This window comes from Candidatus Leptofilum sp. (genome assembly GCF_965223285.1).
In the GTDB taxonomy this organism is placed as follows: Bacteria; Chloroflexota; Anaerolineae; order Promineifilales; family Promineifilaceae; genus Leptofilum.
Window position 1 is genome coordinate 5664377 of sequence record NZ_OZ244997.1, and the last position, 19690, is coordinate 5684066.

19 protein-coding genes are annotated in these 19690 nt (G+C 51.0%); 9 read left to right on the plus strand and 10 right to left on the minus strand.

Features of this window, described 5'->3' with window-relative positions:
• Positions 1 to 17 precede the first annotated feature (17 nt).
• From ACOQPU_RS25430 to ACOQPU_RS25465, 8 genes are all read right to left on the minus strand, one after another.
• A complete protein-coding gene (locus ACOQPU_RS25430) occupies positions 18 to 902 on the minus strand; it encodes a PhzF family phenazine biosynthesis protein (RefSeq protein WP_420642632.1) in 885 nt (294 codons plus the stop codon).
• 79 nt (positions 903 to 981) lie between these two features.
• The gene (locus ACOQPU_RS25435; RefSeq protein ID WP_420642633.1) at positions 982 to 1311 is read right to left on the minus strand and encodes a cupin domain-containing protein; all 330 of its coding nucleotides are present in this window, start codon (positions 1309 to 1311) and stop codon (positions 982 to 984) included.
• Between the two features lie 28 nt (positions 1312 to 1339).
• The gene (locus ACOQPU_RS25440) at positions 1340 to 2080 is read right to left on the minus strand and encodes an MOSC domain-containing protein (RefSeq protein WP_420642634.1); all 741 of its coding nucleotides are present in this window, start codon (positions 2078 to 2080) and stop codon (positions 1340 to 1342) included.
• An 86-nt stretch (positions 2081 to 2166) separates the two neighbouring features.
• Complete coding sequence (locus ACOQPU_RS25445) at positions 2167 to 2472, minus strand: AzlD domain-containing protein (RefSeq protein WP_420642635.1); 306 nt, start codon at positions 2470 to 2472, stop codon at positions 2167 to 2169.
• 181 nt (positions 2473 to 2653) lie between these two features.
• Positions 2654 to 3364, minus strand: coding sequence for an AzlC family ABC transporter permease (locus ACOQPU_RS25450; protein ID WP_420642636.1), 711 nt, complete (start codon positions 3362 to 3364; stop codon positions 2654 to 2656).
• A 5-nt stretch (positions 3365 to 3369) separates the two neighbouring features.
• The gene (locus ACOQPU_RS25455; protein ID WP_420642637.1) at positions 3370 to 4749 is read right to left on the minus strand and encodes a pyridoxal phosphate-dependent decarboxylase family protein; all 1380 of its coding nucleotides are present in this window, start codon (positions 4747 to 4749) and stop codon (positions 3370 to 3372) included.
• A gap of 32 nt (positions 4750 to 4781) precedes the next feature.
• Positions 4782 to 5477, minus strand: a complete 696-nt coding sequence (locus ACOQPU_RS25460; RefSeq protein ID WP_420642638.1) for an aspartate/glutamate racemase family protein — start codon at positions 5475 to 5477, stop codon at positions 4782 to 4784.
• Between the two features lie 91 nt (positions 5478 to 5568).
• Positions 5569 to 7032 carry a PLP-dependent aminotransferase family protein gene (locus tag ACOQPU_RS25465; protein ID WP_420642639.1) on the minus strand — a complete coding sequence of 488 codons (1464 nt, stop codon included), beginning with the start codon at positions 7030 to 7032 and terminating at the stop codon, positions 5569 to 5571.
• 219 nt (positions 7033 to 7251) lie between these two features.
• Between ACOQPU_RS25465 and ACOQPU_RS25470 the strand changes: the two genes are divergently transcribed.
• From ACOQPU_RS25470 to ACOQPU_RS25485, 4 genes are all read left to right on the plus strand, one after another.
• Positions 7252 to 7404, plus strand: a complete 153-nt coding sequence (locus tag ACOQPU_RS25470) for a pilus assembly protein (protein ID WP_420642640.1) — start codon at positions 7252 to 7254, stop codon at positions 7402 to 7404.
• A 116-nt stretch (positions 7405 to 7520) separates the two neighbouring features.
• Entirely contained in the window at positions 7521 to 8066 is a 546-nt protein-coding gene (locus ACOQPU_RS25475; protein WP_420642641.1) for a zinc ribbon domain-containing protein, read from the plus strand.
• Between the two features lie 61 nt (positions 8067 to 8127).
• Positions 8128 to 9045, plus strand: a complete 918-nt coding sequence (locus ACOQPU_RS25480) for an ABC transporter ATP-binding protein (RefSeq protein WP_420642642.1) — start codon at positions 8128 to 8130, stop codon at positions 9043 to 9045.
• Positions 9038 to 9925: a hypothetical protein gene (locus ACOQPU_RS25485; protein WP_420642643.1), complete on the plus strand. Its 888-nt coding sequence runs from the start codon at positions 9038 to 9040 to the stop codon at positions 9923 to 9925. The genes ACOQPU_RS25480 and ACOQPU_RS25485 overlap by 8 nt, the downstream gene beginning before the upstream one ends.
• Positions 9926 to 9978: 53 nt before the next feature.
• On the opposite strand, the gene ACOQPU_RS25490 is transcribed toward ACOQPU_RS25485, so the two are convergent.
• Entirely contained in the window at positions 9979 to 10758 is a 780-nt protein-coding gene (locus tag ACOQPU_RS25490; RefSeq protein WP_420642644.1) for a TerC family protein, read from the minus strand.
• A gap of 157 nt (positions 10759 to 10915) precedes the next feature.
• Positions 10916 to 11719 carry a polyphosphate kinase 2 family protein gene (locus ACOQPU_RS25495; protein ID WP_420642645.1) on the minus strand — a complete coding sequence of 268 codons (804 nt, stop codon included), beginning with the start codon at positions 11717 to 11719 and terminating at the stop codon, positions 10916 to 10918.
• 163 nt (positions 11720 to 11882) lie between these two features.
• Between ACOQPU_RS25495 and acs the strand changes: the two genes are divergently transcribed.
• The 5 genes from acs to ACOQPU_RS25520 all read left to right on the plus strand — a co-directional run bounded on the left by acs (position 11883) and on the right by ACOQPU_RS25520 (position 19624).
• Positions 11883 to 13793: an acetate--CoA ligase gene (gene acs, locus ACOQPU_RS25500; protein ID WP_420642646.1), complete on the plus strand. Its 1911-nt coding sequence runs from the start codon at positions 11883 to 11885 to the stop codon at positions 13791 to 13793.
• 89 nt (positions 13794 to 13882) lie between these two features.
• A complete protein-coding gene (locus ACOQPU_RS25505) occupies positions 13883 to 14293 on the plus strand; it encodes a hypothetical protein (protein WP_420642647.1) in 411 nt (136 codons plus the stop codon).
• Position 14294: 1 nt separating this feature from the next.
• A complete protein-coding gene (locus ACOQPU_RS25510; protein ID WP_420642648.1) occupies positions 14295 to 16103 on the plus strand; it encodes a hypothetical protein in 1809 nt (602 codons plus the stop codon).
• 122 nt (positions 16104 to 16225) lie between these two features.
• Complete coding sequence (locus ACOQPU_RS25515; protein WP_420642649.1) at positions 16226 to 17029, plus strand: hypothetical protein; 804 nt, start codon at positions 16226 to 16228, stop codon at positions 17027 to 17029.
• Positions 17030 to 17317: 288 nt separating this feature from the next.
• On the plus strand, positions 17318 to 19624 hold the full coding sequence (locus ACOQPU_RS25520) for a sodium-translocating pyrophosphatase (protein ID WP_420642650.1): 2307 nt from the start codon (positions 17318 to 17320) through the stop codon (positions 19622 to 19624).
• Positions 19625 to 19690 lie beyond the last annotated feature (66 nt).

The window sequence follows — 19690 nt, forward strand, 5'->3', positions numbered from 1 at the left end:
ATCTTTGATGAATCATTTTAGATAGTTAACTGACCTGTCATGACGGTAACGGCCGTACCGCCCACTTTTACCGTCTCAATATTGTCTGGTGGGCCGATGATTTCCACTTGGGCCTGACCGGGTCGGTTCATCCAGTGACCCTGTTCGGCAATGAAAGTGGGTTTGGTGAGCAGACGATGGTGCCACAAATAAGCCGCCATGCCGCCCGTGGCCGATCCCGTGAACGGGTCTTCCGCCAGATCAGGGGCGAAACCAAGATGGCGCGCAAACGTATCGCCTTGCTTTGTTGCCCCCTCTAAGCAAAACAGATGAGGTCCAAAAAAGCCTGTTCGCTTTTGGAATGGCTGATAGCTGCTTTCCAGCCGAACTCGGCGCAATGTTTCCAAATTCCGCACGGGAATCATCAGCTGTGGTGTGCCGGTGCTAACGATTTGGGGCAGGGCGTTCGGTAAGCAGTCAGATGCCTGCAAGCCAAAGTGGGGCATGACAATTTCTGGCGAGAGCTTCACGCCAAATTCGGGTTTCTTTTGGTTCATCACCACGCGCACGGCCGTTTCCGCCTGATACAGTTCGATGGGAATTGACCCCACTTGCAGTTCAAGGGAGATTTTCGTGTAATCACCCTGTAGCTGAATCTGCCCGGTTTCAACCAAAGCGTGCAGGGTGGCAATGGTGGGATGGCCTGCCAGGGGGATTTCCTCAGCAGGCGTAAAATAACGCGCCCGCACGTCGGCGACTTCTGATTTAAGCACAAACGCCGTTTCCGACAGATTCATCTCTTTGGCGATGGCGAGCATCTGGTCGGGGGTTAAATCGTCTGCTTCAAAAATGATGGCGCAGGGATTCCCGGCCAACGGCCGTTCCGTAAACGCATCAACCTGCATAAAAGGGTAGGTAGGCATTTTCTTCCTCTTTGCCACAAAGAGCACAGAGATTTTTGAGGGCTTGGCTCATTTTCTGTACGTTCTTTGTACTCTTTGGCTAATTTGTTGGCCCGGTCTCGGCTGGTGCGAAGAAAACCAGAATTTTGAGTTCTTCGGTAATGGAATGGAATTTGTGTGGCACATGGGCGGCTACAAAGACAATGCTGCCCGGCTGCACCGGCTGGGTTTCGTCCCCCACGTCAATTTGCCCTCGGCCATTGACAATGTAATACACTTCGTCTTCGTCGTGTGGTTGCTGCGGGTCCGTGCCGCCTGCGGGCAGCACATACAATCCCAGGCTCATCGTTTCTTTGCGCAAAAATTCAAGGTACAGTTTTTTGCCTGCTGCTTGTTCGGCAATGAGTTGTTCAATCGTAAACGCTTCCATCGGTGAAATCCTTTTGCAAATTACCCAATTACATCCTTACCAGCTTCACCACATCCCCTACGCGCACCATGCCGGGACGCTCGGTGCTGCTGTGCACGCCTGCGCAGTTTTGCCGCGTTTGGGCCACGGTTTTAAGCACGGCTGGCTCTTTTTCGCTCGTTTCAGGATCGATGTTGATCATCACGCAACGCTGGATGCGCCGGTTAAGCCGAATCCGCAAGCCATCTGCCTGGTTGCCAAAAACCAGGCTGCTGTCTAGCCACCGTTCTTCGACAAATGGCTGCTCGTCAAACGGCTTGATGATGATGTTTTGGCGGAAACGAATAGGGGTAACAGAAACGCCGATCGCCTCAGCCAACGCCGATACCGTGGCGGTACTCATCACAGAAATGACCTGACTGTCGAACGCGCCGCGACCAATTTTGATGAGATGGACGGGCTTGCCGTAGGCGTCAGCCAAGGCTTGATTTAGTTCAGGGGATTGGATAGGGAGGATGCGGCCGTTTGGCGTCTCAACTTCCACAGGCGAATCAACCAGATCATCCGGTTGCGTGTAGCGAGGAGTGTATTGCAACATCTGCGGGAGTTGTCGCCCCGTAAGCCAGGGGAAGCCAGACCGATCATCCGAGCGCACAAACGCATAGCGGCGATCCCCATCCAGCCCATGCCAATAGCCATGCGCCTCCGGCAATGACTCACCCCGCATCGACTTTACGGGAAAACGGTACAGTTCTTTGACAACACCAACTTCTACAAAATCTTCAATCATAGTTACCTCGAAAGTTTGCGAGTGGCAGGTTGCAGGTTGCAAGTCTAACTCGATTCACCCTTTCACCCTTTCACTTTGTCACCCCCTCATCCCAAAATCCACAACAACACCATGCCCACCGCCAGCGTCCACAAAATATTTTTCATGCGCCAGGCGATCAAAATCGCTGCCAACCCTGCCAACAGCCGCGCATTGCCCATTGAGAGATCGAGGGTGCCGCCGGGCATGACCAATTCTGGCAAAATGATAGCGGAAAGTACGGCCGCAGGCACAAAGCGCAACGCCTGCCGCCAGCCCGGACCGATAGTGGCGCGTTCTAGCAGCCAAATCGGGGCCAACCGAATGGCGTAGGTGATGATGCCCATGCCGATAATTGCCAGCCAAAGATTCATAATCGCTTACCTCTAAAAAACAGGATTTACGCAGTGAAGACTACAAAAGTCTTGTTCTCTCTGGAATTAACACCATTAAACCCAGACTTTTGTAGTCTGGTTAGGGCAAATGCGTAAGTCCTGAAAAATTTAACGCAAAGGTGTGAAGAAGAAAGAAAAATCTGCGCTAATCTGCGGACGATCATTTTTTCCGATTTTCTAGCCAGACGCCAACGGCAATGCCGGTGAGTGTGGCTAGCATGAGGCCGAGTTTGTACGGCAAGTCAAACGTTAGCACCGCAACTAACCCTGCCGTGAGTGCCGCCATTGCGTTCGGTCGGTCTTTGAGCGTAGGCACCACGATGCCGATGAACGTGAGTGCCAGAGTGAAATCCAGCCCCCATTCTGGCGGCACCTGGGTGCCCAGCAGAATGCCAACGGCCGTACTCAGTTGCCACACCCCCCACAAGGTAAACCCGGCCCCCAGCCAAAAATAATGTTTGTACGCCAGCGGAATTTGCTTGTTGCCATAATGAACGGCCGTTGCCGCATACGCTTCATCAGTAAGCAAATAAGCCAGCAGCCAGCGCCATCTGCGCGACAAATGCTGCACGTCCGGCCCCAGAGCGGTGCTGTACAGTACATGCCGTAAATTCACAATAAAGGTGGTAAGCCACAAAATGGGCAGCGGTGTTCCCACACTAATGAGCTGCGCCCCCAAAAATTGCGCTGAGCCAGCAAAAACGATGGACGACATCGCCTGCGCTTGCAGCGGCGTTAAGCCCGCAGCTAGTCCCAGCACGCCGTAAATCATCCCAAAGGGAATGACGCCAATGGTGATAGGTATCTCTGATTTAATGCCTTGCCAGAGGGCGATTCTTGCGGGAGGTATGGTTCTCGTTTTAGTTAACATAATTCTTATAACTCGCGCAACGCTTGCCAACAAATCTCCACGTCACGCTGCTCAGTTTGCCAGTTGGAAAAGGCGGCACGGATGGCTGGTTGGCCCAGGTAAACCGTTTGCGTCAGGTAGACACGGCCGTCATTCCGCACTTTTGCCAGGAATTGTTGAATTTGGGGCAGGCTGGACTGGTTAGCCAGGGTAAAGCAGACGCAGTTGAGGCGCACCGGAGCCAGCAACTGAAACCGGTTTGAATGCTCGATTTGGTCGCCTAGCCAGCGAGCCTGGGCGCAGTTGCGCTCCACAATGTCTTGGTAGCCGGAACGGCCGTAGGCCAACAAGCTCATCCAGGCGGGCAAGGCGCGAAAGCGTCGGGAATTTTGCGGCGTCCAATGCACCGGGCTGGGCGTTTCCCCCAGCTCGCCCAGGTAAACGGCCGTATTTTGGAAGACGGCTAGCTGCAACTCAGGGTGGCGACTAAACGTCATGGCGGAATCATAGGGCACGTTGAGCCATTTGTGGGCGTCGATGGTAATCGAATCGGCGCCTTCTTGCCCCGCCAGCAGATGGGCAGACTGGGGTGAGCAGGCAGCAAATCCACCAAACGCCGCATCCAAATGCAGCCAAAAGTTATGTTTTTGCTTTAGTTCGGCGAGGGCTTGTAAATCGTCAAAATCTACGCTATTGACCGTGCCGCCGCTGGCGATGACGATGGCGGGCTCATCCAGCGTGGCCAAAATTTCGGCGAGAGCGGTTACATCCATTGCCTCCCGATTGGGCAGGGTAGGGACGGGGGTGATAGCACGACGGCCCAGTCCCAGCATGGCGAGTGCCTTTTTGCTGCTGGAATGGGGCGTGGCGGCGAGGATGGGAAACGGCCGTACTCCCCACAGCCCATCCTCGGCCACATTCACACCCTGCTGCTGCCCGATCCATTGTCTTGCCTGGGCTAGCCCCACAAAGTTGCTCATGGTGGCCCCGCTGACGAAGGTGCCAAAAAAATCATCTGGCAAGCTGAAAAGCTGGCGCAGCCAATAAATCGCTTCTTGCTCTACGTGTGGGGCGATGGAATCTTCATCGGCGGTGGGGTTTTGATCATAGGTGCTAGCCAGCCAGTCGCCGAGCAGGGCGGCGGGGGTGCTGCCCCCGGTGACAAAGCCCAGGTAGCGTGGTCCCGCGCTGCCGGAAAGCCCAGCTTCATACAGTTCAAGAAATTGTTTGAAAGCGGCAATTGCGCCCAAGCCATCTTTTACCAAATCGATCTTTTGCGGTGGATTGGTAGGGAAAACGGCCGCTTTGCGATCTGGCAGCTTTTTCAAAAAGGCAGCGGCATGTGTGCTGGCTGCTGCCAAAATCATTGCTTGATCTGTTTGGTCTTGCCTTAGGTTCTTGTGCATAGACTCCTCAAAACCCTCTGTAGTCTCTGTAGCTAAACGTCGCCCAAAGCACGCTGAACGGCCGCTTCTGCATGAATCGCCGTCGTGTCGAACAAGGGGATGTTGGTGTGCTGCTGCTGCACCAGCATCACAATTTCGGTGCAGCCTTCGATGATGCCTTCTGCGCCCTGTGCGTGCAGGTCGTTGATGATTCGCAGGAACTCGTTGCGGGAGGCTTCTTGCACATTGCCCAGGCAAAGCTCATCGTATATGATGCGATGCACAATTTCACGATCCTCTGATGGTGGGATAATCACGCCCAGGCCATGCTGTTCCAGGCGACCCTTGTAAAAATCTTGTTCCATGGTGAAGTTGGTGCCGAGTAGGCCCACTGTTTGTAACCCATGCTGCTTGATGCGAACGGCCGTTGCGTCTGCCAAGTGCAAAATGGGGATGCGGATTGCTTGCTCAATTTGCGGAGCCACTTTGTGCATGGTGTTGGTGCAAATGAGCAAAAAGTCAGCCCCGGCCGCTTCAATTTGTTGGCCTGCTTTGGCCAATGCCGCCCCGGCCTCATCCCAGCGGTTTTGGTGCTGTAACGTTTCAATTTCCTGAAAATTGACGCTGACCAGCACAATTTTGGCAGAGTGCAAGCCGCCTAATTTTTCTTTCACCAGTTCATTGATCCAGCGGTAGTAAAGCTCGGTGCTTTCCCAGCTCATGCCGCCAAGTAAGCCAATCGTTTGCATTTTTGCTCTCCAAACAGATGGGACACGGATAAACACAGAAAAACCCGGATAGAAAAATCAGTGGAAATCCATGTGAATCTGTGTCCTTTATTTAAACATAAGGTAACCAGTCGCCGTGCGTTTGGCCGGTTGCAAGCTGCTTTTGGATGAGCATACCAAGCAGCTTGACGCCTGCCTCAATGCCTTCGGTGCTAAGATTGCCGAAGCAGAGTCGCAAATATTCTTGATTGCTTTCTTCCAGCATGTACGCTTCGCCGGGGGTGAAGGCGAAGCCGTTTTGCAAGGCTTGATGGTACAGCACGCCGGGCGGGGCGCAGCGGGGCAGGCTCAGCCAGCAGCTAAACCCACCTTGCGGCTCACTCCAGCGAACGGCCGTTGGCATCCATCGCTGCAAACCGTTTAGCAGCGCGTCTCGTCGCTCCTGGTAAATAGGCAAAACGCGCCGGAGATGTTTCTTTAGGCCGCCATCTTGCAAGAAGTGGGCCAAGGCCCGCTGGAGCAGACCCGTGCCGCACAGATCGGTGGCGCGGCGCAGGGTGAGCAACTGATCGCGCCAGGCGGGTGGCATAATCAAATAGCCTACGCGCAACCCTGGCATCAATACTTTGGAGAAGCTGCTGAGGTAAAGCACGCGGTCGTCATCATCTTGCTGCTTGTAGCTGGATGGGGGCGGACCGGCAAAGCTCAACTTGCCGTAAATATCGTCTTCGATGATGAGCAGATTGTACTTCTGGGCAAGTTGCAGAATGGCTTGCCGTTTGGCCGCGCTGGTAGTGATGCCCGTGGGATTGTGGTAGTTGGCAACGGTATAAAAACAGCGGGGGCGATGGGTTTTAATAAGCTGTTCCATCTGATCAAGGTTGGGACCGTGAGATTGAATGGGCAGGTGCAACGGCCGTAACTCTTGCGCCTTAAGCACATTCAGCACCCCCAAAAAAGTGGGTTGTTCTACCAAAACCATATCTCCTGGTTGGCAGATTGCCTGCGCTGCGAGTGAAATTGATTGCATGGCCCCGGACGTCACAAGAATATCGTCAGGTGATGTAGCCATGCCGTCTTCATGCAGCAGCGCGGCAATCGCCACGCGCAAAGCGGCATCTCCTTGAATGGGGCCGTAGCTGAAAAGCTGGTTGGCTTCTAGGCGTAGCTGTGCCATTTGCTGCCAAAAGGCATCCATGGGGAATAATGACGGATCGGCATGGGCCATCGCCATCGAGCGCACGCCGATTACCTGATTGATGGCCAGCATATCGTTAATGGCACTATCCGGGGTGAGGTATTGCCCGATGGTTGGCTGGAGGCTCATCTGCTGTACGGCCGTACTCACAAACGTGCCGCGCCCCACAGTAGCTTCTACCCAACCATCTGCCTGTAGCTCAGCATACGCATTTTGCACCGTTAGCCGGGTGACTCCTAGCGAACGGGCCAATCCCCGAACGGTGGGAAGGCGACTATTAGCTGGGAGACGGCCGTTGCTAATTTGGGTCTTTATCTGCTCCGCAATTTGGCGGTACAGAGGTGGTTTACTATCGCGATTAATCGTTAAATCAAGCATTTTGGTAGCCAATCTGAAAAGAATTGCCCTACTTTACAGAGACAATCCTGATTTGAAAAGAGACAATTTGCGCAAAATAACCGGGCCAATATTTAATTGTCCTAATCAAATCAACTGGGAAATTTGTAACCCTGCTGTTATAAGCCCTGTAAGATTTGCATGATTTCATAGCCTCATCCATGTAAGATTTTCGATTTTTATTCATTTTGCGAGGACATCATGTTATTTCTTAAAGATGAGGGGCAACAAGGGCAAGGGCTAATGGAATATGCGCTTGTGCTTGTCCTGGTGGCGGTGGTCGTCATTGTGATTATTTCGCTGCTGGGTCCCCAAATTGGCAATATGTACAGCCGCATCACCAGTGGTTGGTAATAAAAACCGCCCGCTAAATTTTACCGAAGAAGGCGTCCGCACTCGCGAACGTCTTTTTTGTTTGGTGATCAGAGTTCCCGATTTGCAATGGGCTTTGTGTTATAATTCCCGCCGTTATGGATTTGCCAACCCTTGAAACCCTCGTTTCGTATTTAACCATTGTCGCCGCAGTCATGGGAGCTTTGCTGGCTGCGCTCTGGCTGAGCCTGGTTGTATGGGCATTTCGGGATATGCGCGCCCGCTCGCGCGATCCATTTGCCCAACTTTTGGCGGCATTGCTTGTGGCGGCCTTGCCAGTTGTGGGGATTGTCATCTACTTCATTTTGCGCCCGCCGGAAACATTGGCCGAAGCATACGAACGTGCCCTAGAAGAAGAGGCATTGCTGCAAGAAATTGAGGAACGGCCGCATTGCCCTGGCTGTTCTCGCGTTATTGACGACAAATGGCTGCTCTGCCCTCATTGCCACACCCGCCTGAAAAAAGCGTGCCAAGATTGCAACTCCCTCCTGGAACTGCAATGGAATTTATGCCCCTACTGCGGCAACCATGCCGTTGATCCGTACAAGGCAAACGTGGTCGATACGGCCGTTCCCGCCCCAGACCCTTTGCCAGAACCGGAAGAAACTGATGAAGTGGAACCAATTGGTGAGGTGGATATGTAATTGGGCAATTTGCCAACCAATCATTGCCTAATTATTCCATTACCTCATACTTCTCGTTGCCATGTCACACACCATCGCTATTCAATTAGAAAATGTAAGCAAAACCTTTGGTCGCCGCCGTAAGCGGGTGGAGGCTGTGCGTCAACTGAGCCTGGAAATATCGGCTGGGCAGGTGTTTGGCTTTTTGGGGCCAAACGGGGCCGGGAAGAGCACCACCATTCGCATGATGATAGATTTGATACGGCCGTCTGCTGGCAATATTTTGCTGTACGGCCGTCCGGTGCAAAACAATCCGTCGCTGCTGCGCCGGGTGGGTGCTTTGGTGGAAGGAGCCGCCTTTTATAGCTTTTTGACTGGTCGTAAAAATCTGGAGATTTTGGCGCGAACTCGCAGCTGCTATGATGCGTCTCGTATTCAAAAGTTGCTGGTGCAAGTGGATATGGCTGACCATGCTGACCGCAAGGTGCAAGGCTATTCGACCGGAATGAAGCAACGGTTAGGGTTGGCGGCTGCTTTGCTCAACGACCCTGATTTGGTCATTTTGGATGAACCAACCAATGGCCTAGACCCGGCAGGAATTCAGGACGTACGCCTGTTTATTCGGGACCTTGTGGAAAAGCAGGGCAAGACGGTGTTTTTGTCTAGCCATCTGCTAAGCGAGGTGGAGCAGGTGTGTGATCAGGTGGGGATCATTCACAACGGCCGTTTGGTGCGAACGGGAGTTGTGGCCGAGTTACTCTCTACCCAAGCTATCATCAGGCTAGAGGTGGCCCCACTTGAACGAGCCTTGGGGTTACTGTTGCCCAAATGGCCCACCACGGCAAACGGCCGTTGGCTAGAAGTCCAGGCCACGCGGGACGAGGTGCCAGAGATTGTGCAGCAGCTGGTCGCTGCCGAAGTGCAACTGTTCCAGGTGATTGTGCAGCAGCAAAGTTTGGAAGATTTGTTCCTGGCCGCAACGGGAGGTACAGATGCGTAGTGCCTTGGGAGCCGAGTGGCGCAAATTGGTGGGCCACACCAGAGCATTCTCCTTTCTGGTACTCATTTTTCCGGTTGGAGCCTTGGTTGTTGTCCTCACCATAAACATCTTACCCGGCCTTCTCATTCCCGATGTGCGTGAGTTCTACGCCAGCCGGGCGCGCGCCTGGACAGATGATTTGATGATGGTTTGGACAATGCTAACCGGTTTTCCGGGGGGGACATTTTTGCAAATGCCGTTCATTGGGTTTATTGCCGTTGCTTTTGCGGGTGAATTTCAATGGGGAACCTGGAAAAATATTCTGCCGGGGCAATCTCGCACGGTGCTGGTTTTAGCGAAATTTGTGGTTTTGATCAGCTTGATTCTGCTGACACTGATGGCCACCTCTCTGATTCTAACAGGCGGCAATTGGCTTTCGGCACGATTGTTTGATTCGCCTTATGGCCCTCCGCTGGCAGAAGTGGATGCGGCTGCTTATCTGGCAGATTATTTCTCACAATTCATGGTGACGTTTGCCAGCCTCATTATTTCTGCGGCCATTGCAGCCCTAATTGCCATGTATAGTCGTTCGGTGATGGCCAGCGTGCTATTAACCGTTGGGGTTAGCATCGTAGAATTTAGCATGATTTTGATGCTGCTTTTGGTGGGCAATATTTTGAACAGACCCGGCTTGGTGAATATTTTTGCCGCAACGCCATCATACAATTTGGAAAACATGAGAAGCTGGATTTTGGAGGGTGTTGGATCGAATGTTGGGGGGATGCCGGGATTTACGGCCGTTCAAACACTGCCCGTCTCAATCATCATCGTAGTTGGTTGGTTGGTGGGACTTTTATTGGCAACAGTTATTTTTTTCCGCCGTCAGGATATAAACAGCTAAAAAAATACCCCGGAAACATCAAGATTCCGGGGTATTGTGCCTTCATACACTTCCTAATCGCCGCTTTCTGGCATTTTGGGCTGGTTGTGCAGCTTCACCGGTTTGTTTTGCTTGCTCTTCAAGCGTAATTGCAAGAAATCGACAATCACGGCGAAGGCCATCGCAAAGTAGATGTAATTCTTCAAATGCAAATCCTCGGCCGCTTCGTGTGCCCATCCTTCAATGACCAACATTGAGCCAATCAAAATGAGGAACGAAAGTGCCAGGATTTTCATAGATGGGTGCCGCTCAATAAAGGCACTGACCTGCCCGGAGAAGACAACCATGAGGATAGCAGCCAAAATAATGGCCGTAACCATCACAACCAATGAATCTGAAATGCCAACGGCCGTAATCACTGAATCTAGTGAAAATACCAAATCAATGAGCAAAACCTGGGCAATCATGTTAGACAGCGTGAGCTTGCCTGCCCCCACGGAATGCGTACCGTGGTCTTCAGTATCCAGCTTTTCATGAATCTCATAGGTACTCTTACCAATGAGGAATAGGCCGCCAAGCAGTAAAACCAAATCCTTACCGGAGATATTGTTCCCGAAAATGGTGAACAGTTCGGTGCCTTCCAGACGCTGTACCCAGGTAATGGCTAACAGCAAAATGATGCGGCTAATCACGGCAAAGGCAATGCCTAACTGTCGTCCCTGTGCTTGTTGGTGCTCCGGCAGCTTGCCAGACAAAATGGATATAAAAATGACGTTGTCGATGCCCAGCACCGTTTCCAGCGCGAGCAACGTCAAAAATGCTACAAAGTTTTGTGCGGTAAATAATTCAGCCATTTCTCTCCCTCAAGAAATATGCAAACCACCAAGAAATCGCACTTTGATTATTAGAGTCGTTTGTGTGGTTTGCTAAAGATGAATAATGATGCCATTGAGACGGCCGTCTGTCAACGACAGACTAGATAACAAAAGTCTGCCAGACTTTTATTATCTTTTACTCAATCACCACCTGATCCAAATTGTCTTCCGCTTCCGGGTATTGCGGATTCATCTCTCGCAACGTGTGTACAATCGTGCGCATAATCGTCAGGTTGCGATACCATTTTTGGTTTGCAGGAATCACGTGCCATGGTGCCCAGGGTGTGGTGCATTGCTGCAACATTTCCTCATAAGCGGCCATGTAATTGGGCCAAAATTTGCGCTTCTCCAAATCTTCCAAAGAAAATTTCCAATTCTTGTCTAGCTCGTCCAGCCGCGCCTGGAACCGCTCTTTTTGCTCATTCAAAGAGATATGGAGATAAAACTTCAAGATGCGCGTGCCGGTATCATGCAGCAGCTTTTCAAACTGGTTAATTTGCTCATACCGTGGTCGCCAAACCGCCTCTGGCACGATGTCATGGACGCGCACTACCAGTACATCTTCATAATGTGAGCGATTAAACACGCCAATCATGCCTTTGGCTGGCACCACTTTATGAATGCGCCACAAAAAGTCGTGAGCCAGCTCGCGTTTGGATGGTACTTTGAAGGATTCCACTCGTACGCCTTGGGGGTTCACCCCCTTCAAAATGTTGCGAATGGTGCCGTCCTTGCCGCCTGCATCCATCGCTTGCAGCACGATCAACAACTTTTGTTTGCCTTCGGCATACAGTCGCCGCTGGTATTCAATAAATTCTTTTCGCAAGCTCTTGAATTCGCTTTCCGCTGCGGCGCGATCTGGATGGAACTGTTTGCCTTCAGTGGGGAGGGTTTGGAGGGTAAACGGCCGTTCAGGCACAAGTTGATGGGTTAAGGGCATAATCTTTCCTTGTTTGTTTCAGTTTGCGCCTAATAGTAATGAAAGTTTTACGATTTGCCCATTTCCCAATATACTTGTTTCCCATCCTAAGTGAATGTCCTTCTGCAACTCCTGGCAGAACAGTCAAACCAATAACCTTACGCACAAAAGAAGGAGGCTCTACATGGCTGATGATAAAAATATGGTCGGAGATGTGTATTTCCCCGCACCCGAAGTCATTTCTGCTGCCCATATTCCTGATTACGAGAAAGTTCATCAGGCGGCAACCGAAGATTTAGCTGGTTTCTGGGGCAAAATTGCTGCCGAAAATTACGAATGGTACAAACCGTGGGAAACCGTTCTGGATGACAGTAACGCCCCCTTTTTCAAATGGTTTGTCAATGCCAAAGTCAACATTGTGCATAACGCTTTAGATCGGCATATGCGCGATGCCACCCGCAATAAAGCCGCCCTCATTTTTGAAGGTGAAAAAGGCGACCAGCGCGTTTATACGTACCAACAGCTTAATCACGAAGTGTGCAAATTTGCCAGCGTCCTGCGCTCGATGGGCATTGGCAAGGGGGACCGGGTTACCATTTATATGGGGCGCGTGCCAGAATTGATGATCGCTATGCTGGCCTGCGCCAAAATTGGGGCAATGCACTCTGTCGTTTATGGTGGTTTTTCTACAGAAGCGTTGCTGGGCCGTATTGACGACAGCAAATCCAGGCTGCTCATCACCTGCGATGGTGCCTGGCTACGTGGCAACATCATTGAGCTAAAGAAAATTGCCAATGAAGCGGTTGATCGCGCCGGGACAATTCAATCCGTGATTTGCGTGAAGCGCACTGAGCAGGAAGTAGAGATGGTACCGGGTCGGGATTATTGGTACCACGATCTGATGAACCTGCCGGTTGCTGATCCCACGGCTAAAACAGAGGTGATGGATGCTGAAGACCCACTGTTCATTCTGTACACATCGGGGACAACTGGCAAGCCGAAGGCAATTTTGCACACGCACGGTGGCTATATGGTGTGGACTTCGACCACGCTGAAATGGGTTTTCGACATTAAACCAGAAGATGTTTGGTGGTGTGCTGCCGATCCTGGCTGGATCACTGGTCACAGCTACATTGTGTATGCACCGCTGATTTTAGGGGCAACCAGCTTCATGTATGAAGGTGCGCCGACACATCCGTACCCGGATCGTTGGTGGTCGCTGGTGGCGAAATACAATATCACCATCTTATACACGGCCCCGACGGCCATTCGCGGCCTGATGCGCTTTGGGGCAAGTTGGCCGGACAAGCACGATCTCTCCAGCTTGCGCCTGCTGGGTTCTGTGGGTGAGCCGATTAACCCGGAAGCGTGGAAATGGTATCATCGCGTCATTGGCAAGGAACGCTGCCCGATTATGGATACCTGGTGGCAAACGGAGACGGGTGGCTACATGATTACGCCGCTGCCCAGCGTGCCGCTCAAGCCAGGGTCGGCCACGCGGGGCTTCCCCGGCGTGCAAGTTGATGTGGTTGATGAAGAGGGCGATCCGGTTGCCCCCAACGAGGAAGGGTATTTAGTCGTGAAGGCACCTTGGCCGGGTATGTTGCGTACCATCTTTCAAGACCCGGATCGTTACGTGCAGCAATATTGGGGCCGCTTTGCGGACCAGGGTTGGTATTTGCCGGGCGACAGTGCCAAAAAGGATGAGGATGGCTACATTTGGGTAATCGGCCGTATTGATGACGTCATTAAAGTGTCTGGCTACCGGCTGGGCACGGCCGAAATTGAAAGTGCCCTGGTGAGCCATGAAGCGGTAGCAGAAGCGGCCTGCATTGGCGTGCCCGATCCCAATGAGGTGAAGGGAAACATCATCAAAGCATTCTGCATTTTGCGCCAAGGGTATGAGCCAAGCGAGAAGCTCTCGATGACGCTGCGTGACCATGTGGGGCATGAGATGGGGCCGATTGCCAAACCCGCCACGGTGGAGTTTGTAGACAGCCTGCCCAAAACGCGCTCTGGTAAGATTATGCGGCGCGTTTTGAAGGCTCGCGTGCTGGGGCAGGACGAAGGGGATTTATCTACGCTGGCGGATTGATTGCGTATGAATTGGAACATGTGGTAAAAGGGTTGAAGGCGGGGTGCTGCCTCAACCTTTTTTTGTTCATGTGCTGAGGTTGGTGAGTTGTGCGTGTAAAGCGGAAACGGCCGTTTGGCTTGATGGTAATTCTCGTTCTTGAGCTTTTACAGCTCGTTACCTGGGGTGTCTTTTTATACCTGCTTACCATTCCTGAATTAGACATTGCGGTCGAAGAGATTCTGGATGTTTCTACGCTCGCCTATCGCATCCAAATTGGCTCAATGCTGCTGCTGCTCATCGCCCTGCCGGGTTTGTGGCTTTTGCAGCGATGGGGTTGGATTCTCCTGATGATCCAGACCGGGATTTCATTGTCTATGGGCATTTGGCAATTTTTTGAGGGGAATCCCAATTATGCCGGTATGTTTGTGAATATTGCCATTGTGTTTTACTTGAACCAGTGGGACGTGCAGCAGCTTTTCATACCGAGGTCCAGGTCTAAAGGCATCAAGAGGCTTTGAGATGGATGATTTGAGCCTGCTGCGGCTGTATGAGCCTATCATCCACTTTACGCAGGGCGAGATGTTTTTCCCTTGTGCCGTGGACGAATATGTGAAGCGGTGCAGTTTATGGATTCGGGATGATGATGGCAAAGAGGAGAAAATTGTCTCTGCGGGTGACTTAACGGTTGAGTCGCTAGCCAATTACAACACGCCGCCACCAGACCACACCTACTACTTGCAATTTGTGCAGGAGCCGCTTAAGCCCAATGAATTTCGGCAATGGTTGCAAGACCCGGAACGCCCTGACTTTAAGTCGGCGGGTCGCCTGGCGCGGGTGAGCTTGTCGGCGCGACTGATTGATTCTTTGTTTGATTTGTCGCTGGTGGTGCGGGGCAACGTGCCGGGTGGCACCACGGCCAGAGCAGATTATCTTTTCAGGGAGATGCGAAAGGTGGATGGGCGAGATGTGTATTACGGCCGTATCATTCGCGACGGCAATTATATCATCCTCCACTACCTCTTTTTCTACGTCATGAACAATTGGCGCAGTGGTTTTTATGGTGTCAATGACCATGAAGCCGATTGGGAGCAAATCTTTGTGTATCTTTCTGAAGAAGGGGAGGAGAAGCCCAAACCGCTGTGGGTGGCTTTTGCTTCCCACGACTTTAAGGGGGACGATTTACGCCGTCATTGGGATGACCCTGAACTCAAAAGGATGGGAACGCACCCTATTATTTTTGCCGGCGCTGGTTCCCACGCCAGCTATTTTGCCAGAGGGGAGTATTTAATGAGCATTGCTCCTTCCTTCCTCAAGCCGTTGGGGCGAATGATGGAATGGGGGCAGCGGTTTTGGGCAGAGCAGTTGGGCCAGGGGCAGCCACGCATTGCCGATCAGATTCAAGCCTTGTTGCGGGTTCCCTTTGTGGATTATGCTCGGGGGGATGGCGTGAAAATTGGACCGTATGAGAAACGGCCGTGGACACCCATCATGCTCGCAGAAGCCGACGGCTGGGCCGAACGGTATCGCGGCCTGTGGGGGCTAGACACTCGGGATTTTATCGGTGGGGAGCGTGCGCCGGGCGGGGCAAAGTTCAACCGGGATGGCTCTGTGCGCCAATCGTGGGCAGACCCATTGGGTTGGGCTGGGCTGGACAAAGTAGCACCACCGAGAGAAACGGCCGCACTCGTCAAAGACCAAATACAAGCCATCGAGCAAAAGCAGGTTCAGCTTACCCAAGTGTATGAGCTTCTCCGTGAGAAAGTACGGGTTTTGGCTTTGGAGACCGTCGCTTTTTCAGAAACGGATTATCAAACGCCGTTACTTAAAACCAAGCAAGCTCGATTGGCTGCCCAGCAAGAAGAGCTTCAGGCTTTGAACCAGGAACGTTCCGAGCTGCAAGAAACCAAAACAGCCCTGCAAACTTATCTGAAGCGAATAGAGGCTGGCGATTGGGGAGATAAGCGCGCCCATATTGCGCACACTCACGCCCCAGAGCCGCCTATCTTCAAAAGGCGTTGGATTCTGGATATTTGGGCTGCCCTGAGCAGTGGTTTGCTTATCATTGCCCTCATCGTGTTGTTGTCGATCCCTGCGCTGCGCTCCCTATGGTATCTGTGGACGGGCATTGTTATTGTGGCCTTTGCCGTCATTGAGTCCGCAATTCAGGGGCGGATTGTCAAATTTCTTTTAAACTTTACAATCTTTTTGGCAATCATTACCGTGCTGATATTAATTTGGCAATTCTGGCTCTTTATTCTCATCGGGGCACTGGCGTTTTTTGTCATAATTATGCTGCGTGAAAATTTACGTGAACTGCGGCGGTTGTGATGGGAGGTAACGGCCGTTTCCCCCATTATTACCAATAGGTGACAATAATCACCCACACTATCCGCCTATTGTTACTATTGCAGATTGCTAAAAAAAAGGAAGATAGGCACCAGATTTTTATCTTGACCCATTTGGAAGAAAAGGAAGTTGATATCCTCATGACTGTACATCTATATTTCTCGCTAATTCCAGAAGCTCTTATTGCCTCCATGCTGCCGCCTGAAGAATTTGGCACTTACTACGCTGTTGGCAGCCACAAAAAACTACATGGTCAAGCCATGTTCATCGAGCTAGACTCGAATTTTCGACATGATTTTTTTAAGATCGAGGCTGGCATAGAGCGATGTGTTCCCCATAAAGACGGCGCGCCAAAACGCTCTGTTTACATTTCTACCTACCGTGTTTTAGAACACATTCCCCTGGAAGCAATGAAGCAGCTTTATTTGGTCACCGCCTACGGTGAAGTATTGGCTTTAGATCAAGCGAAAACATTGCCATCACAAACCGAAGGTTTGAATATGTATCAGGAAATAGCGCCCGTACATCCATTGGTTGTTAGCCGCTTGGATGCCAGTGAATATCATAAATTCCTGACCCAAAACCCGGATAGTTTGGTGCACTTTCCAGCAGTTTGTTTTGTTGATTTGCAACTTGGCGAATTAGCAAGCGATCCTGAACACGGAGCAATCCGCGATTTACCTTATAACTATATTCATCACTTACGCGAATGCCTGCTGGAAGTAAGAGAAAAGCCAATCCATTCAAAAATAGTCAATCGGGTCGAATCAGTTGAATATCCATATCGAATGATTAAAAACGGTATCTATTTGGGGAACAGCGACGGCTTAGTATATTTCCCATTGCCGTCCAGAGAGGAGCTGAGAGGCAAATATTATCGGTGGTGGCGTTCAGCTAATCAATCGTAACAAGACCATAAATTTGTAATTTTATAACAGGAGCCTGAAAGAATTTCTTTCAGGCTCTTTTGTTTTCTGCGAAACTGAAGCATATTGGGCTAATTTGCAAGAGGTATAAATTTTGACATTGTTTGTGACATTCGTTACAATCGCACGCTCGACATTTCCGTTCAAAATTAACGAAAAATGGGGGCGTTTTCTGGTCAATTTGACTGGGTTTTGAAAATCATAGCGGGTTTAACCCGCTTTTTGTTTGCCAAAAAGATTTATTTTAGAAGAGGAGGCAGTAGTAACTGTATGCAGAACGCACTATTTCTTGCACAAACGGTGACTGAGCGCGCCAGCTTGCCACTTATATGGTGGCTCGGACCAATTGGCGCAGTTTTGGCTCTGGTTTACGCTTGGTATTTTTATAATCAGGTAATGAAAGAGAGCGAAGGCACAGAAAAGATGGTTGAAATTGCCCAGGCAGTTCGCGAAGGCGCAATGGCTTATCTTAAGCGGCAATATCGTGCTGTTGGCCTGGTTTTTGCAGGCTTATTCGTAATTTTTATTATCTTGGCTTTGATTGAATTACAGAACCCAATTGTACCTGTTGCTTTTTTGACTGGTGGGTTTTTCTCTGGATTGTGCGGTTTCTTTGGTATGAAAACTGCAACCAATGCTTCAGCGCGAGCTGCTAATGCCGCACGAAATAGCCTTAATGGTGGGTTACAAATAGCCCTCCGCGCTGGTGCTGTGATGGGTCTGGTGGTGGTAGGCTTTGCTTTGTTAGACATCACGGTTTGGTTTTTGGTATTGTATTTCTTTCCTCCGGCTGAATTTATTCGGGAAGCCATTAATCCTCTGCCCCAAATTACGGCTACCATGTTGAGCTTTGGCATGGGTGCATCTACGCAAGCGTTGTTTGCTCGTGTTGGTGGCGGCATTTACACCAAGGCGGCAGATGTGGGTGCTGACTTAGTGGGTAAAGTTGAAGCGGGTATTCCTGAAGATGATCCGCGTAACCCGGCAACCATTGCCGACAATGTGGGTGACAACGTGGGCGATGTGGCTGGTATGGGTGCTGACCTGTACGAGTCGTATGCTGGTTCTATTTTGGCAACGGCCGCTTTGGGAGTGGCTGCTGTTGTGGTTGGTGGTGCAACGTTATTTAATGGCCAGACGCCAACTGTACTCCAGCAGATGGACTTACAACTGAAATATATGGCGGCTCCTATTGTGATTGCTGCCATTGGTGTAGCCCTTTCCATTTTGGGGGTTTACTTGGTGCGTGCCAATGATGGTGCCACTCAGGGACAGTTGATTAATGCTTTAAGCCGGGGTTTATATGGCAGTTCAATAGGAATTGCCGTTTTGTCGCTACCAGTTGTCCTTATTTTGGAATTACCTAACGCCATTCAGGTGTGGGTTTCAATTTTGGTTGGCCTGATTGTGGGCATTGTTGTGGGGAAAGCAACAGAGTTCTATACCTCTCACGCTTTTCGACCAACACGTAATATTGCGGAACAAGCCGCCACCAGCCCGGCGACCTTGCTCATTGAAGGGCTAGCTGTTGGTATGGAATCCGCAGGAATTCCAGTTTTAGCCATTGTTATTGGCATTGCTGTGAGCTTTTATTCTATGGGTGGCGTCGAAAACATTTCGATGGGCTTGTACGGTGTAGGTATTGCTGCAGTGGGTATGCTTTCTACTTTGGGCTTTACCTTGGCCACCGATGCATATGGCCCCATTGCAGATAATGCAGGCGGTAATGCAGAGATGTCTGGCCTGGACCCGAGTGTGCGGGAGAAAACGGATCAGTTGGATGCAGTGGGCAACACGACCGCAGCGATGGGTAAAGGGTTTGCAATTGGTTCTGCTGCTTTGACATCGCTGGCTCTTTTGGCAGCTTATCTGGAGGAAATTCGCTTGTCTTTGACTTTACATGGCACTGGTGAAGCGTTGATGGTAAACGGCCGTTCCGTTGAAGTTTGGACAATGCAAGATTTCATGACATTCTATAATGTCACTATCTTGAACCCTGCGGTTTTAATTGGTGTCTTTATTGGGGCAACAACAGCGTTTTACTTTGCGGCCATGACAATGCGGGCGGTTGGTCGTGCTGCAGGTGGCATGGTTGAAGAAGTGCGCCGGCAATTCCGCGAGTCCCCTGGTATCCTCCAAGGCACTGCTCGTCCAGATTATGCACGCTGTGTGGAAATCAGTACGGCCGCTGCGCAAAAAGAGATGATCGCACCCTCTGTGTTGGCTCTGATTGTGCCTGTTATTGTTGGCGTTTTGTTTGGTGTAGCTGGTGTGCTAGGGCTTTTGGGTGGCACGCTGACTGCTGGTTTTGCTTTGGCAATAATGATGGCAAACGCTGGTGGTGCCTGGGACAACGCTAAGAAATATATTGAAGAAGGGCATCATGGCGGTAAAGGCTCTGAGGCACACAAAGGTGCCGTTATTGGCGACACCGTGGGCGACCCCTTTAAGGATACGTCTGGACCTTCGTTAAACATTCTTATCAAACTGATGTCTATGGCCTCTGTGGTATTTGCTGGATTAGTGACCTTTTTTGGTGATGGCATTGGCCTGGTTTCTTTGTGGTTTGGTGGATAATCCCACAATTCCAATAGCGTAATTTATTATGAGGCACGGCCGTTTACGGCCGTGCCTTTTTTGTTA